Origin of the sequence: Gelidibacter japonicus (assembly GCF_010725055.1) — a bacterium.
Taxonomy (GTDB): domain Bacteria; phylum Bacteroidota; class Bacteroidia; order Flavobacteriales; family Flavobacteriaceae; genus Gelidibacter; species Gelidibacter japonicus.
Genome location: NZ_BJKB01000011.1, coordinates 50,427 through 66,690 on the forward strand (window position 1 = coordinate 50,427; position 16,264 = coordinate 66,690).

12 protein-coding genes and 1 tRNA gene are annotated in these 16,264 nt (G+C 37.0%); 5 read left to right on the forward strand and 8 right to left on the reverse strand.

The features are described 5' to 3' along the window. Window positions 1–144: 144 nt before the first annotated feature. The 3 genes from G6N06_RS12170 to G6N06_RS12180 form a co-directional block, all read right to left on the reverse strand. Window positions 145–3,456 carry a tetratricopeptide repeat protein gene (locus G6N06_RS12170; protein WP_163517021.1) on the reverse strand — a complete coding sequence of 1,104 codons (3,312 nt, stop codon included), beginning with the start codon at window positions 3,454–3,456 and terminating at the stop codon, window positions 145–147. 25 nt (window positions 3,457–3,481) lie between these two features. Further along, window positions 3,482–4,870 (reverse strand): sugar porter family MFS transporter, encoded by a 1,389-nt coding sequence (locus tag G6N06_RS12175; RefSeq protein ID WP_163517022.1) that lies wholly within the window; start codon window positions 4,868–4,870, stop codon window positions 3,482–3,484. A gap of 120 nt (window positions 4,871–4,990) precedes the next feature. Continuing rightward, entirely contained in the window at window positions 4,991–5,887 is an 897-nt protein-coding gene (locus tag G6N06_RS12180) for an AraC family transcriptional regulator (protein ID WP_163517023.1), read from the reverse strand. Between the two features lie 210 nt (window positions 5,888–6,097). On the opposite strand from G6N06_RS12180, the gene G6N06_RS12185 reads away from it, so the two are divergent. The 4 genes from G6N06_RS12185 (at window position 6,098) to G6N06_RS12200 (ending at window position 10,511) form a co-directional block, all read left to right on the forward strand. Beyond that, a complete protein-coding gene (locus G6N06_RS12185; protein ID WP_163517024.1) occupies window positions 6,098–7,111 on the forward strand; it encodes an aldose epimerase family protein in 1,014 nt (337 codons plus the stop codon). Window positions 7,112–7,229: 118 nt separating this feature from the next. Continuing rightward, window positions 7,230–8,039: a T9SS type A sorting domain-containing protein gene (locus G6N06_RS12190; RefSeq protein ID WP_163517025.1), complete on the forward strand. Its 810-nt coding sequence runs from the start codon at window positions 7,230–7,232 to the stop codon at window positions 8,037–8,039. A 262-nt stretch (window positions 8,040–8,301) separates the two neighbouring features. After that, on the forward strand, window positions 8,302–9,408 hold the full coding sequence (locus G6N06_RS12195) for an IS4 family transposase (RefSeq protein ID WP_371865863.1): 1,107 nt from the start codon (window positions 8,302–8,304) through the stop codon (window positions 9,406–9,408). An 80-nt stretch (window positions 9,409–9,488) separates the two neighbouring features. Further along, complete coding sequence (locus tag G6N06_RS12200) at window positions 9,489–10,511, forward strand: IS1595 family transposase (RefSeq protein ID WP_163517026.1); 1,023 nt, start codon at window positions 9,489–9,491, stop codon at window positions 10,509–10,511. Window positions 10,512–10,687: 176 nt separating this feature from the next. Here the strand turns inward: G6N06_RS12200 and G6N06_RS12205 are convergent, their stop codons facing one another. Beyond that, on the reverse strand, window positions 10,688–10,888 hold the full coding sequence (locus tag G6N06_RS12205) for a helix-turn-helix domain-containing protein (RefSeq protein ID WP_163517027.1): 201 nt from the start codon (window positions 10,886–10,888) through the stop codon (window positions 10,688–10,690). 151 nt (window positions 10,889–11,039) lie between these two features. Here G6N06_RS12205 and G6N06_RS12210 point away from each other — a divergent pair, with 151 nt between their 5' ends. Then, a complete protein-coding gene (locus tag G6N06_RS12210; protein WP_163517028.1) occupies window positions 11,040–12,404 on the forward strand; it encodes an IS1380 family transposase in 1,365 nt (454 codons plus the stop codon). A 379-nt stretch (window positions 12,405–12,783) separates the two neighbouring features. Here G6N06_RS12210 and G6N06_RS12215 read toward each other — a convergent pair whose 3' ends face one another. From G6N06_RS12215 to G6N06_RS12230, 4 genes are all read right to left on the reverse strand, one after another. Further along, entirely contained in the window at window positions 12,784–14,004 is a 1,221-nt protein-coding gene (locus G6N06_RS12215; protein ID WP_163517029.1) for a site-specific integrase, read from the reverse strand. A gap of 229 nt (window positions 14,005–14,233) precedes the next feature. Beyond that, window positions 14,234–14,307: transfer RNA gene (locus G6N06_RS12220), tRNA-Asp, on the reverse strand. A gap of 120 nt (window positions 14,308–14,427) precedes the next feature. Continuing rightward, window positions 14,428–15,357, reverse strand: a complete 930-nt coding sequence (locus G6N06_RS12225; RefSeq protein ID WP_163517030.1) for a DUF58 domain-containing protein — start codon at window positions 15,355–15,357, stop codon at window positions 14,428–14,430. A 199-nt stretch (window positions 15,358–15,556) separates the two neighbouring features. Beyond that, complete coding sequence (locus tag G6N06_RS12230; protein ID WP_163517031.1) at window positions 15,557–16,102, reverse strand: ClpP family protease; 546 nt, start codon at window positions 16,100–16,102, stop codon at window positions 15,557–15,559. Window positions 16,103–16,264 lie beyond the last annotated feature (162 nt).

Sequence of the window (16,264 nt, forward strand, 5' to 3'; positions counted from 1 at the left end):
CATATTAATAATTCCAGTGGTCATATTCTTTTATTTACAACTTCTAAACACCAATTTATTAGTTGCTACTATTACTCTATAATCCATAGATAAGGTTCTAAATTATCGCTATAGAAATAGTCAAACAAAACTATTTTACAACCTCTATACTTCATTAAATTGCTTTTCCTTAAGCATTTGCAAATGCAATGTTACCCCTAAGTGGCTTTTGTCTTTATCCATAACCTTTAAAAAAGCGGTTTCGGCTTCCGAATACCTGTTTAAACCCAAATAACCCAGGCCTTGCATATATAAACAGTGAATAGTATTACGCATGTCTAAATCATCTTCCCAAATCATTAAATCAGGAAGAGATACAGCAAAATAATCAATAGTAACATGATCATTCAAATGACGTTTCCCGTACTCAATCATTTTTTCAAAACGGCTATTTGCTTGTTTTAAATTTTGTAATTCCAATAAGGCTAGCCCTTGGTAAAAAATAGTATCCGGTTGTTGATCATTATAAAAAATCGCGGCGGCAGGTTCACTTAATCCCTCACTTGCTTTTGTAAAATAATTTTTTGATTTGGTCGTCAAACCTTTTTTTTCATAAGCCAATCCTAACCAATAATTAATATCATTTTCTTGCGCTCCATGTAGTTTTCCCTCACCAAAATTATCCGGAAATTTATCTGTTCGCATTAAGCATTCAATCGCCTGATCATATTTTTTCTGAGTTATAAAATCTTTTGCGAGGTTTATAAGACTTACAACATACTGTTGCGGAACTTTTCCTTCAGCACCCTCCCAAGGATGAAAATGTCGATCCATCAATAACATGTAGGCTTTTTCCGATTCACCCAATAAATTATATAGAGTGACACGTTCCAAATAAACATCATCGCGTTCAATAACCAAATCCAAATGATTTTCCAAAAACGAGAGTCTAAATTCTAAATCTTTATTCAAACGCTTATACAATTGATCCAGTTCCATAAGGATTCGGGAATCACTTGGATCTAAAGCAAAGGCTTTCTCCAAACACTCCAAAGCCTCTTGATTTTTTCTCAATTTATTATAATAACCAAGCGATAAATTACGATATACAGTTGGAAATGTTCCATCTAAATCAATAGATGCTTCCCAATGAAAGATAGCCACATCATATTGTTTAGCCGCATACCAAAAATTTCCTAAGTAGTAATGTGCTTTAGCATCTGATGGATTTAATTTTAAAGCTGCCTTCAATCCTGCCACGGCTTCTATTTGGTTCGGAAAACAATAATTAGAGCTGACACTACTTGCTGTTTTATAAGCCTCTAAAGCATTAGAAGTATTGTTCGTTTTTTCATAAAACCATCCCAAATAATACCAGGCCATGGGATAGTCATTTCTTTCCTCAATACCTAAAATGATTAGAGCAATTGCTTCGTCATAGAGACCAGCATTCGCATAATCTAAAGAATATTCTATATAATTATGAATATTACCTCTTAGCAGTAATTGCATAGCTTTTAAATCTTCTTGCTCCTTGCTAAGAAGGTATTTTTCGAACATCACACCGAAATTAAAATGGTCTTCATTAAGATATTCGCTATTAAGGTGTTGCGCGTTTTGATTTTCTTTAAGCAATCGCAGCAAAACCAATTTTAAGTGCAAAGCCTTGTGGTCTTGAGTGTTTTTTGCAATCGATTTATTAATATGCACCAACGCTTGATTATAATCCCCTTTTTTAGCATCCAATTGTGCCAAATAAAAGTAGGCCTGATTTTGCCATGCGGCGTTCCACGTTGACTTATAAAAAGCGTCATAAGCCTCTTCATTGTTTTCTTGATATTTAAGACTTAAACCCAAATTAAAATATGGTTCCCCGTCATAAGGATTAGGATTTCTTCTGGTTAAGGTGCTAATTGCTTTTCTAAAGTAATTTTCAGCTTCAGCAAATTTTGCTCTACGCATTAACCATAAGCCTAATGCATTATTGCAACGGACATCACTTGGATCTCTCCTTAATGCTTCCTCATAATATGGAATGGGATTATAAGTAGCATGTCGATATTGCTCTAAATGTTGTCCGGTAAGAAACAACTGCTCGTTATACTGTATATCCTTGGGTTCAATAGCAGCCTGCGCTGAGTTGGGAATGTCGCTTTCATTATCTCCTTCATACTTCCAGTCAACTAATAAGTTATTATAACCATCCTTTACAGAAATAGAAACATTTTCCAAGGTCTGTTCAGTGAAATTAATTTTATTTTCATAAGAACTCTCTGGTGAAGCATTTACCCTATCCTCAAGCAAAGTAACATTCTCTTTTTTTACGACAATTACCATATTTGGATATATTCCTGTAGTATAAACCTTAACCACTAAATCATCTCCTAATCTCTCTAAATTAACCATAGCTTTATGGGTCGCGTTCTTGACTAGGCCAACGTCTCTATAGGGCATGAAATACTGTACGAAATCTTTTTGTTCGCCAGGCATTAACCAAGTAAAATCCGGTTGATTGTCTGTATAGACGCCACACATTAACTCAATATATGGTCCATCCTCATCTGTTAAATTACGATCCCATGCCCGACCAAAATCTCCATTACCCCAAGTCCATTGTTTTTTTCCAGGAGAAATATGATGATTGGCAACATGTAATAAACCAGCTTTAGAATCATTCTCATACCCCCCAACAAAATTATACTTAGAATTTATAGCCATATATGATGTAGGTACTGGGATATTCTTATAATTGGAAATATCAGTGCCGGGTGAATAATCAACTTTATAGTAAGTGCCTTTCGCGATTGGAAAAGAAGACACATCACGCTTTCCATGATCAAATACCGCATTGACATCGGGTGGAAATACAGACTGATAATCGTCATTAACTTTTACCGCAGGATTAGCCCACCACAAAAACGTTTGAGGAAAAGAAGTCCTGTTATATATTTTAACTTTTATTTCTAAATATGCCTTTTCCGGATGTAAAGTAAATCCTGCCATCCCTTTAGTGCGGAACATTCGCTCCAACTCACTACACCAAACTGTGGCACTTCCGTTGGAATGTTCCTCAATGGTAAAATCAACAGCATCAAAGGTAGTGGGACGATGATGTTGGGGCCAGTTAAATTCAATGCCGCCTGAAATCCATGGACCTGTAAGGCCAACCAAAGCCGGTTTAATGACATGGTTATAATACACAAAATGACGCTCCTTTGTTTTATCATAGGCCATTTGGACCCTACCTCCTAATTCCGGCAAAATCATAATTTTTAAAAAATCGTTTTCAAGATAAACAGCTAAATATTCTTTATCCACCTTTTCATCCGCGATTTTTTCAATTACAGGATAAGGATAAACAGAACCAGTGCTCCCTTGGTAAACTCTTTTTTCAATAAATACCGGGTTCTTCTCTGGCTTTCCAGCTTCATAGGTAGGCAATATTATTGTTTCTTGCCAAACTTTTACTTTTCGCATATCAGTTTAAGTATTAATTATAATTTCACTTACTTAGAAATTGTTGTTCTATATCTTCAAGACTTTTGTTTTTTGTTTCGGGAAGAAATTTAAATATGAAAATAAAACCTAACGCACAGATACTTCCATATAACCAAAAAATTCCTGATGTTCCAAAATAGTCATTGAGCAAAGGAAAGGTTTGGACCAATAATGCCGACGCCATCCACAATGCAAAAGTAGATATGGACATTGCAACCCCCCGAATCCGATTTGGGAAAATTTCAGATAGAATCACCCAGGTAATAGGAGCCATCGTCATTGCATATACAGCTATGGCTATCATTACCAAGAGTAATAATGGAAAGCCACTGATATTAGTATAGTAAAAATAACCTACCAATGCATAAATCATGGTTAATGATCCGTAACCTATCAGCATAAGCTTCTTTCTTCCAAGTTTATCGACAGTACTCATAGCCACTATAGTGAATACTAGGTTAATGGATCCTGTAATTACGATATTCATGAATAAATCATTAATACCATAACCAGCCGATACAAATATTTCTTGGGCATAATTAAAAATAATATTTATTCCGCACCATTGTTGTAAAATTGCAAGTACGACACCTATAGCAATAATATGCATCCCTTTTTTATTGAAAAGAAGATTTATTTTGGTTTTTGAAGAATCATCACTAAAAGATTCTTTGATCCTTTGAACGGCGACTTTGGCGTAATGAACACCTCCTATTTTCATAAGTATTTTTTCAACAGAACCATATTTATTCTGTTTAGCAAGATATCTTGGGCTCTCTGGTATAAAAAATACAAGACCAAAAAACAAAATCGCAGGAATCAATTCTGCCCAAAACATGTACCTCCAACCAACTTGTCCATTCCATGAATTTAATATTTCAACAGAAGAATAACTCTCTGGAATTTCGTGTGATATTAACATATTTGCAATCTGAGCTGCCAAAATGCCAATAACAACTGTCAATTGATTTATAGATACAAAAAAGCCACGAGTTTTTTGAGGTGCAATTTCAGCAATATATAAAGGTGAAATCGTTGAAGCCACGCCAATACCGACCCCTCCGACAATTCGCCACAATATAAACACAGAGAACGATTCAGAAAACCCCGTACCAATAGCTGAAAGATTAAACAGTATGGCGGCGACAATTAGAAGTAGGCGTCTTCCGTATAGGTCTGATAATTTTCCAGAAAACATAGCCCCCGCCACACAGCCTACTAGTGCGCTGCTCATTGCCCAACCTTGAAAGGACGGGGAATCAGCTATACCAAAGTAAAGCTCATAAAAAGGCTTTGCACCTCCAATAACTACCCAATCATAGCCGAAGAGTAAACCTCCAAGTGCGGCGACAAGAGTAATATACATTAAGAAGGTGTAATTGAAGTTTTTCATTAAAATGCGTTATATAGTTGTAAACTTAACACATTATTAACGTATGGATATGGATATTTTTTTTGTATTTATGGATTATAATGCGATATTATAATATTATTCTTTTGCAGAATATAACAGTTATTGCCCATATTTTTTTCGATATTTCAGAGGAGAAAGACTCATTATTTTTTTGAACAACCGAGAAAAATATAAAGGATCATTAAACCCTAAACTATAACTTATTTCTTTAATGCTCTTAGTAGTAAAACTCAAGTATTGACACGCCTTTTGAATCTTTAAATAGTTGAAATAATGAATGGGCGAATATCCAGTCCGCTTCTTGAACAATATAAAAAAATGGGATGAAGAATAGTTAAAGATGGCAGCAATATCATTTACTTTTAATGAAAGATTTATATTGTCTTTCATATAAGTAATAGCCGATTCTACTGTATTATTCTCTGAATATTTTTTTCGATCTTCTGCATATAAATGTTTGTACAAAAATGTATTTAATAAATGCCATAAGGATAAATTGACATATTCTAAATTGATAGTACTAAAACCGTTCTCCATGACATCAATTAAGTTCTCAAAACTGTTTATCCTGCGCTCTTTTAAACCTAACTGAGCAGGACTATCAAAGTATTCAGAAATAAATTTTGCATAGAAATGTACAGCCATGTCGCCAGTAAAATGTATCCAATAGATACTCCATGGATTATTTTCTATAGCATAATACTCGTGGGAAGTATTTGGGGGTAAAATATAAAAAGAATTTGATTTAACTACTTTACTTTGATTTGCGATTTTTATAACACCTTCCCCTGTACAGCAATATATTAAAATGAATTCCCTACTGCCTTTCGCTCTAACAACTGAATGATGACTAGCTCGTGGAAAAAATCCAATGTCCGTAAAATAAAGTGTATTAATGAGCGGATTTCTCCGGATTACAGAAATAATTTTCCTGGGCAATACTACCATCCGTTGTCCTAAAAATCCTTCCTCGACCAATGTTTTTTCCTGCTTCATGAATTTTGTAAAGAGATAATAAAATTTATAATATATCTCCCAATATAAGAGTTAAATCCATGTTTATAAAAAAATAATCCATTTAATTATGATAAAATGCAACTAAATTTGATTAATCGTTATGCCTTTTTACAATTTCATCAAAGGTCATATTTTAACTTTAAAGATAAAATAATTATTAAATCATAATTTTATAGCAAAGAACATCAGGTGTTTGACAGAATTGAAACAAGCATTTTCGGAAAAAAAGATAATCGTAAAATTTACGAATTTAAACTTACTAACGTTCATGATAACTATATTCAACTCACGAATTATGGTGCCACATTAAAATCCATAGTAATACCAGATAAATTCGGGATTAAAGAAAATATCATATTAGGATACCCAACGTTTGAGGGATATGAGCATGATACTTGCTACATCGGAAGTTCGATAGGACCATTCTCAAATAGAATTGCAAATGCGCAATTTAAAATTGGAAATAAAAATTATAAGTTGGAAACAAATGATGGTTTGAATAATAACCATAGCGGAAGTGCGGGGTTTAATTCAAAAATTTTTGATTTCACTATTGTTGATGACACCTTAATCTTCACCCTAACTTGTCCCGATGGTCTCGGAGGTTTTCCCGGGAATGTCAAAGTTAAAATAACCTACGAATGGACCGATAGAAACGAATTGAGAATCGAGTATTTTGCAACAACTGATATGCCAACACACCTAAATTTTACTAATCATGCATATTTTAATCTTACGGGCGGGAAAGAGACTGTACATAACCACATCCTTAGTATTGCAGCAGATCAAACATTAGAATGTGACAATTATCATATTCCGAATGGAAATATTATTACGACTGGCAAACGAAGTATCACAAACATGACAATAGCAAAAATGATAATGGGAGGTGAGCACAATAAATACTACATTTTGAATAAAAGTGTAAAGAAAGAATCACCAGCATGTATTTTGTTTGATAGCGTATCGGGTAGAACTTTGAAGATCCATACGACATACCCAGGAATTCAGGTTTATACCGGACAACAATTAAAAAGCAAATATTCGGGAAACAACAACCGATCGCACCAACCTTTTGATGGACTCTGTTTAGAGTGTCAATATTATCCTGACAGCCCTAATCATGCTCATTTTCCTAATACAGTATTAAAGCCGGAAAATATTTATCACGAAACTATAACTTACTCATTTGGAATCGAATAATTAAATCTATCATATATGAACTAAATGCGAAACATAGTATTTGTTGTAATTATAAAAAATTAATAACATGTGTCGTAATATATGTTATAAAATAAATTAACACTAAAATTATATTATTATGAAAACAAATTTACAAAATTTAGCATTTTTAACCATCATGATGGGTATCACGACTCTAACTTACGGACAGACAATAATGTTTAGCGATTTTGAACCTCCCGCCGCAACTATCCAGTATCGATATGGAACGACGTATCAGAATGTTCCTAATCCATTGAAAGTTGGTAACACTTCTGACAATTGTGGCAAGATTGGGAGTACTACAGGAAATTGGTATGAGCTTATAGAATTTCCCAAACCTTTTAGTATTCCTGCCAATACAACCAAATATGCCCACATTAAAGTTTTAAGTAATGTAATTCCTGATATTCGTGCCAATGTGGATGCTACTGAAACTGGTGACGGAAGTACATTTCTAGATCCAATAACTAAGTATTCAGGTTCGGGATTATGGGAGGATTTAGTATTTAAAATAGAGGTTGGAGAGAGTGGGATATCTCCTTTTAAACTACTGTTTTTGACGGATGTAGGAAATCAATTAGGATCAATGGATGATACATTCATATATATTGATGATGTTCTTTTGAATGATAGTGAGACACCTATACTCGGATTAAACGAAGCGAGAAATAACGTATTTGCTAAAGTATATCCCAATCCAACTAACAGTTCTTGGAACTTTGTTTCAAATGAAAGTAACAAAATTTCCTCAGTCCAAATTATTGACATATTAGGTAAAATTGTAATAACAGAAAATTTATTCACTAATAAGGCAGTTGTTGAATCACATTCTCTATCAAAAGGAATATATTTTGCAAAATTGAAGTCAGGTGATTCAGTTCAAACTTTCAAAATTATCAAGGATTAATAGCATTTTTTCTTTTCGGGCTTAATAGCATTTTATTACCACTTTTTATCAATTGTAATTATAAGATGTTTTAAGGAAAGAAAAAAATCCTTTTATTTGTAAAAAGAACATGATTTCATGTCCCTTTTTGCATTCATAACTACATCCCATACTTTTTAGTACATGACAAAAAATAAATAAATTACTAAAAAATCAATAAAATAAGCAAGTAAAAATTATAATAAAAGACTGATATTCAGTATATTAAAGGTAAAACTACTACGTGATACCCTTAAAAAAGAACACCAGTCTCAGTAACGAAGATACGCAATTATTAACACTGTTTAAAGCTCATTTCGGGGACTTTCTGAACCTGGCCAGGATCCGACTGGTTTGTCATTTCATAACGATCCTGTGCAAGATAAAGTCTGTTAATTATTCCAAGTTATCTGCTGGTTTCGACACGAATGTCAAAGCCGCAAGTAATTACAGACGGATCCAGCGCTTTATGCCCGGTGCAAGATTGCCCATGGAGTTGGTGGCCAAATTGATTGTTGCCCTGTTACCCGAGAAAGGACCTCTTATCTTGGTGATGGACCGCACTAACTGGAAACTTGGAGAGAGCAACATCAATATATTAATGCTGGGTGTCTGTTACAAGAATGTAGCCTTCCCGTTGATGTTCCGTATGCTGGATAAGCGAGGGAACTCCAATACGGGCGAGCGCATTGCACTGGTGAAGGATTTTATAGCGTGGTTTGGCCGGGAACGTATCGACTGTCTGTTAGCCGACCGGGAGTTTGTAGGAGAGGATTGGTTGGGTTTTTTAAATCAGGAAAATATCAGGTATCATATCAGGATCCGTAACAATTTTAAGGTCTTCTCCCTTAGACAGCAAACGCAAGTCAAGGCCTGGCACCTGTTTAATAACCTGAAAGTTGGTGAGCTGAGACATTATCAGCGGATTGTCAAGATGCACGGGCAGTTGTGTTATCTCTCGGGTACCAAAACAATAAAGGATGGTAGAATAGAGTACCTCATCTTGGTCTCCTTTAACCGACCCGACCAAGCTTTGGAATACTATGGGAAGCGCTGGCAAGTTGAAACGCTCTTTCGAGGATTGAAATCCAGTGGGTTCAACATCGAGGACACCCATGTGATCGCTTTGGAGCGACTGGAAAAATTGATGTTGTTGGTTATGATCGCCTTTGTCTGGTGCTACAAGATAGGGGATTTTATCGATACCCAGATCAGACCCATTAAGATCAAAAAACACGGAAGGAGGGCCGTGAGTGTTTGTAAATATGGACTTGATTACCTCTCGAGAGTATTGTTGACAGGGTATAATGAACTAAATATTAACTTATTGCAATTTTTGTCATGTACTTAGTAATTTGATTCTTAATATTCATATTTCCTTTATTTACTTTGGCTCTAGTTTAATTCAGCTATTATTTGTATATTTAGTTTATGGAAATAGAAAAGCTTAAAGAAAAACTACTCTCCCTGCCGGTTGCGGAACGCGAGCGCTTATTGAAGGAAATCGAAGATTCCACCAAGAACATCGACCTGTCCTCCATTGCATCGCGTCGGCACGAGTTCAACAACAAGTTGGGTGTATGCCCGCACTGCTCCCACGCCAAATATGTCCGCTTTGGCAAGGATAAAGGCGCACAGCGCTACAAGTGCAAGTCCTGCCAAAGGAGCTTTACCGAATACACGGGCACTTGGATGGCCGGCCTGCAAAGGAAGGACAAGATTTCCGATTACCTGAGACTAATGGTCCAGGAAAAGAGCCTCGACAAAATAGTCTTGGCCTTGGGCATCAACAAGAAGACCGCCTTTGACTGGCGCCACAAGATATTGGCTTCACTGGGCGGTGACGATGGGGATAATTTCACGGGCACTACCGAAAGCGACGAAGCTTTCTTCCTTAGGTCTGAAAAGGGCATGGAGGTCAAAGACAGAAAACCAAGAAAAAGGGGCGGAAAGTCGACCAGGAGGGGCATAAGCAATGATCAAGTCGCGGTCATCGTGACCCAGGACAGGAAGTCCGGGCTGGACCTGAGCGTGGCCACGCTCGGACGGATCGGGAAGGCGGATATTGCAAATGCCATTGGCAAACGTATAAAAAAGGGGGCCACGATCCTGTGCAGCGATTCCCACCACAGCTACAAAGGCTTTGCCAAGGACGTCCAGGTGGAGTTCCACCCCATTAATGTTTCCAAGGGCCAAAGGGTAAAGGGCGCATTCCACGTGCAGCATGTGAACTCGACGCACAACAGGATAAAAAAGTGGATCGGCAGTACGTTCTGGGGCGTATCCACTAAATACCTGCAACAGTACCTAAATTGGCATGCGCTAAAAGAAAAGATAAAATCGGACAAGGACACCCTTGCCGCCTTTGCACAACAGACACTGGGCGTGGGGGCATTAAAACGCTTCGCTGAAATCCAGCCCAATTATGAAAAATTAATAGCAACGCAGTGCTAAACTAGAGCCTTTACTTTCAAAATGTATAATTAAATGTAAATCCTTTTTTGATTTTCTATCATCAGTTTTGCCATCAATTTGTAGGCTTGTAAACACTCGTTTTCTGATGGTATCAAACCTGCAAACGTTCCGCAAAAGATGCTATCGTACAGGATTTTAGCTTGTCTCATTTTCTTCTATATCTTTAAAGCTAACGGGCACAATTTATGCCCAAACATTTTTAAAACTTGATTCACTTTGTCAAGATTCAAATTTGTTTTGTTCTGTTCTATTTTTCGGATGACTGTGAGCGCCACTCCTGCCCTATCAGCAAACTCTTCTTGAGTTAAATCAACGGCTTTCCTGCGCATTTTCACAAATTCTGACAACTCTTTCATTATATGCAATTAAATATAATTAATACCAATTATAATGAATTATATGTATAAACATATAACCTGAATTATTCACAAAAAATAAAAATGCAAGGCAAACACGCTTCTATCCGTTTGAATATCAGTATATTTATGGTCACGAACCCCTTGCATTATGACCAAAGTTAAAACAAAAACCGCAAAGCACCAAAAAGTGCATCAGACTTCTCTTTTTGACCTTTCCAATTTTGGCAATAAGAGAGTCGAAGTCCAGTTCACCACCGAGCAGATCTCCACCGATGGCGGGCTTCTTTTCCTCAAGGAAGTGGATAAAAACATAGGATTGATGGATAGGATTGTCTCCTGTTTGGAAGACGGCCGCCATCAGAGCTATGTGAAGCACGACCTAAAAAGCCTCATCAATCAACGTGTCATGCAGATTGCGGCAGGCTACGAGGATGCCAATGACTGCAACGATCTGCGTGGTGACGGAGTTCTGAAAGTCTGCTGTGATAAAGAAGACAGCCTTTCTGCCCAACCCACGATGAGCTGGTTTGAGAACAGTATTTCCAATAAAGAACTGTATAGAATTTCCCGGGCCTTTGTCGATCAGTTCGTTTCAAGTTACCAAAAGCCGCCCAAGGCGATTGTTCTGGATTGCGACGACACCAACGCCCAAACTTATGGGGACCAACAACTGAGCTTGTTCAACACGTATTATGGAGGCTATTGTTTTATGCCATTGCATATTTACGAGGGTTTTTCAGGAAGACTGATCACCTCTATCCTGAAGCCCGGCAGAAGGAGCAAGAGCCTTGATGTGTCCAATGTTTTAAAGCGGCTGATCGATCACCTGCGCAAACGCTGGCCCGATACGCTTATCATCCTCAGGGGGGACGGGCACTTCTGTTCCAAAGAATTCATGGACTGGGCAGAAAATGAAGAGAAAATAGGTTTTGTGACCGGGCTTGCCGGCAACCAGCTTCTCCATAAAAAGGCCTGCACCACCATAGAAAGTGCAAAACGGGAGTTCAAAACCTATGGAAAACCGGTAAAACGCTACCATTCCTTTTCCTATAGGGCCGGTAGCTGGGAATACCACCAACGCGTGGTGGCAAAAGTCGAGGTCAGCGAAAAGGGAACCAATGTCCGCTATGTGGTAACCAACATGAGGTGCATAAGAACCAAATCCTTATATGAAAATGCCTATTGCGCCAGGGGTGCCGCTGAATTGCGCATCAAGGACCATAAGACGTATTTAAAGTCAGACAGAATGTCGTGCAATAGCTTCAAGGCCAATCAATTCCGGTTGTTCCTGCATTCGGCGGCCTATGTGCTGATTCATTCCCTACAAAAGGAAGCCCTTGCCGCTACGGATTTTTGCAGGTCTACCATGAAAACCATTCAATTGAAGATCATCAAGATCGCCACAAGGGTAAAAATACTCAAGACCAAGGTCAAAATTGAATTTCCCAAGCAATTCCCTGAAAAGCAACTCTTCCAAAACCTGTTATTGATGTTCGGCATTCTCAGGATATAGCTATTTAACAATCAACATTGTACGCTCATCCACATACTGAAAACCATTAAAAAACAGCTTTTAATCAAAAGCTGGGCAGGAAACCTATGCCCAAAAACAACTGTTTCTGATAAATTATTGACATTTCGATTGAGTGTAATGCTCCAAACCAAAAACAGAACCCTTTCAACGAAATATTCGTGTTCTTTTTGTCCTATATTTATGGTTTATGAATTAAGCAGGTTAGACTTGAAGTCTTCAACTTCACTTTTAAAATCTTCCCATTTTACTTTTAGAACCATACACAATATTTTAGTCAGTAAAGGTAGTGGAATCAAAATGTAAATTGTTAAATTCCCAATTGAAGATTTCAACAGTTTACAAATGCTTTTAAATTTCATTAGCCAATCTTTGATTTGAGAAGCGTCATATCATCACTAACTTTTCTCTCGACAACCCTCGCATAGATTTGAGTTGTTGACAATTTCGTGTGACCCAATAATTTAGAAACTGTCTCAATTGGAACTCCATTACTTAAGGTAACCGTCGTTGCAAAAGTGTGACGTGCCATATGGAAGGTAAGATTTTTTTTGATACCACAGAGATCTGCTATTTCCTTCAGATAGCTGTTTAATTTCTGATTTGAAAGTTTGGGTAAAAGGTGATCAGTGTCACAAGTCCTTACGTGCTCACTGTATTTGCCAATCAAATGTCCAGCCTTTGGCAGTAAGGGAATTTTAAACGGAGTGCCCGTCTTTGTTCTCGTTGCCATTATCCAAGGATTGCCATCTATACCGCTTACGATATTTTTGCTTGTCAATTCTATGATATCGCTATAGGATATACCCGTGTAGCAACTGAAAACAAATAAATCTCGAACAACGACCAGTCGTTCAATTGCAGAAGTTAAATCCTCAACAGCTTGTAATTCTGTCATTGTAAGGAAACCTCGTTCCTTCTTCTCGATCTTCATTTTAAAATTGACAAATGGATCTCTGTCGATCCATTCCATTCGGTAAGCAAGTGTGACCATCCTCCGTAAACGTTTTATATGTTTCATCGCGGTATTATTTCCCATTTTAGCCTGCCCACTTCTAGGAATATAAGAACGGAGAAAACTTTCAAAACCAACAATGAAACTATATTTGAGTTTTGCCAAAGGGATATCATTCATATTGAATTCCATAGAAATGAATTCTGACATATAACGTTGACTGGTCTTATACTGGGCCATCGTATTTCTATGCAACTTGTGCTGCATTTTTTCGTTATAATAAATAATTAGGCCCTGAAAGGAGAGATTGTTTTTATCTTCACCTAAAAAGCGTGCTTTAATCATCTGGGGGTTAAGACCTCTGTCTTCCGATTTAAATTGCTCATATATTCTTTGAATTTTAGTCTGCACCTCATTTAGATACTGATTTAGAATTCGGGCATCTTTACCCCTTCCGGTAGCTCGTTGAAGCTTTTCATCCCAAGAAGTGATATCAACTTTTCGTTTTAAACTGATGTTCACTCGTTGACCATCAAGAGTAATTCGGACGTAGATATTTGCTTTATTATTAATTGCACGTTTGGCGTACACCCAAAACAAGATGGAAAATGTTGAAGAAGCTCTCATAGTTGTCGTCTTTAATGATTAAACATTATTTAGACGAAAGTCAAATCAACTAGACTTCGGAAATCAATATACAGCTTTTTAACCACAATGTTGACGATTAAAAAATATGTTGACGATTTGTGACCTTTCAGAATCAAATAGAACCAAATCCTATGATTGTCTCAAAAACATAAAACCCTGTAAATCATAAGATTTACAGGGTTTTGAAGGTTTTTGATTTCCTCTTCTGCGGTCTGGACGGGACTCGAACCCGCGACCTCCGCCGTGACAGGGCGGCATTCTAACCAGCTGAACTACCAGACCGTTGCGCTAATGCGAGCCTGCCCGATTAAACTTATCGTTTTCATCGCTCAGGCGGGTGCAAATATACACTGCATTTTCAATATCGCAAACATTTTGGATCATTTTTTGCAAAATTATTACTTACTTAAATTTTCCGCGCTCTACCATATAGGTTGTCAGGATTTTATCGAAATCTTTTGTAATGTCCGCCTCTACATATTTTATTTGATATTGGCCGCATTTAAGCCTAAGTTCATCAAAATAGGAGCCTACTGCATCTTCGTAGGCCTCTTTTATGGTTTCAGGATAAAGATTGATGTACTCTCCCGTCTCTACATCAATAAAGCGTTTTGGGGTATTTTCAAAGTCAAAAGTCAATTCCTTATCCTTATCAAAGACATGAAATAAGACCACTTCGTGCTTTTTATGTTTTAAATGCCGTAAGGCCTCGAATAATTTCTCTTGATCCGTGCTGGTCTGGAACATATCGGTAAAAAAGAAAATCAACGATCTCCTATGAATCTTCTCTGCAATTTGATGAAGATAGGTATAGGTTTCCGTCTGTTTGTTAATTGGCTTTGACACTACCGTCTTATTCAACTCACCCAACAACATTTGATGGTGTCGTTCACTGCCTTTTTCTGGCGCGTAATAGTCGTAGGCATCACTGTAAATACTCATCCCCACAGCATCTCGCTGTTTTTTGAGAATATGCATTAAACTGGCTGAAGCCAATGCTGAAAAGGCTATCTTATTCAGATTGCTGATTGAGAACTCGGTCATTTCCGGATAATGCATGGAGCTACTGTTGTCAATAATCAAATGACAGCGCAAATTGGTTTCCTCATCATAGCGCTTGGTGAACAACTTATCGGTTTTGGCGTATAATTTCCAATCAATATGTTTTGTGCTCTCGCCTTGATTGTAAATCTTATGTTCGGCAAATTCAGCCGAAAACCCGTGAAACGGACTCTTGTGCATCCCAGCAATAAATCCCTCAACCACTTGTTTGGCGAGGAGTTCGAGGTTTTTAAATCCCCCAGTTTTATTGAGTTCTGTTTGTAAGTTCATCAATTTGGGTTTTAGACCGCTTCGCTTTTAAAATCAAGAATCAAGATTGTTATTATTTATAATTAAAACCCATTTATTTAAAGAGCCATCAATCTTGATTCTTAATTCTTTATTCTTTATTCTTAATAATTAATAATTAATACTTAATACTTTGTACTTAATACTTTGTACTTAATTCTTTGTACTTAATACTTTGTACTTATTCTACAATTTTATCCACAATCCCATAAGCCACAGATTCCTCTGCACCCATCCAATGGTCGCGGTTGAAGTCCTTCATCACTTTTTCAAGAGTCTGTCCACAATTTTCGGCCAGCAACCTTGCGCTCAACTCTTTGGTCTTCAATATTTCCTGAGCTGTAATTTCAATGTCACTCGCCGGTCCACGAGCTCCACCGCTTGGTTGGTGAATCATGACTCGGGCGTGTGGCTGAATAAAACGCTTTCCTTTTGCTCCTGCCGACAATAGAATAGAACCCATAGATGCTGCAAATCCTGTACAGATGGTTGACACCTCACTTTTTAATGATTTCATGCAATCATAAATTGCAAACCCAGAAGTGACATAGCCTCCAGGACTATTGATGTAAAAATGTATGTCTTTGGTCTCCAAAGCGTCCAAATACATCAAACGTTCAACCACGTGTTTTGCAGATTTATCATCTACCTGCCCCCAAAGGAACACTTTACGTTCTTCTATCAATTTACTATCGATAAGATCTTGTATTTTTAATTTATTGCTCATTTTATATTTTTAAATTTTTATCTAAAATAAAAAAAGGTTTACCATTACAGCAAACCTTTTATCATATTATCCTAATATTATGCTTTTTTGATGACAGATAGCACATCACATCATAATTATTTTACTTTGAATCGATTATGACGGCAGTTGCTTTTCTGTGTT

Coding starts and splice junctions, on each gene's coding strand:
- G6N06_RS12170 (WP_163517021.1), bottom strand. CDS start 3,456: ATGCGAAAAGTAAAAGTTTGGCAAGAAACAATAATATTGCCTACCTAT.
- G6N06_RS12175 (WP_163517022.1), bottom strand. CDS start 4,870: ATGAAAAACTTCAATTACACCTTCTTAATGTATATTACTCTTGTCGCC.
- G6N06_RS12180 (WP_163517023.1), bottom strand. CDS start 5,887: ATGAAGCAGGAAAAAACATTGGTCGAGGAAGGATTTTTAGGACAACGG.
- G6N06_RS12190 (WP_163517025.1), top strand. CDS start 7,230: ATGAAAACAAATTTACAAAATTTAGCATTTTTAACCATCATGATGGGT.
- G6N06_RS12200 (WP_163517026.1), top strand. CDS start 9,489: ATGGAAATAGAAAAGCTTAAAGAAAAACTACTCTCCCTGCCGGTTGCG.
- G6N06_RS12205 (WP_163517027.1), bottom strand. CDS start 10,888: ATGAAAGAGTTGTCAGAATTTGTGAAAATGCGCAGGAAAGCCGTTGAT.
- G6N06_RS12210 (WP_163517028.1), top strand. CDS start 11,040: ATGACCAAAGTTAAAACAAAAACCGCAAAGCACCAAAAAGTGCATCAG.
- G6N06_RS12215 (WP_163517029.1), bottom strand. CDS start 14,004: ATGAGAGCTTCTTCAACATTTTCCATCTTGTTTTGGGTGTACGCCAAA.
- G6N06_RS12225 (WP_163517030.1), bottom strand. CDS start 15,357: ATGAACTTACAAACAGAACTCAATAAAACTGGGGGATTTAAAAACCTC.
- G6N06_RS12230 (WP_163517031.1), bottom strand. CDS start 16,102: ATGAGCAATAAATTAAAAATACAAGATCTTATCGATAGTAAATTGATA.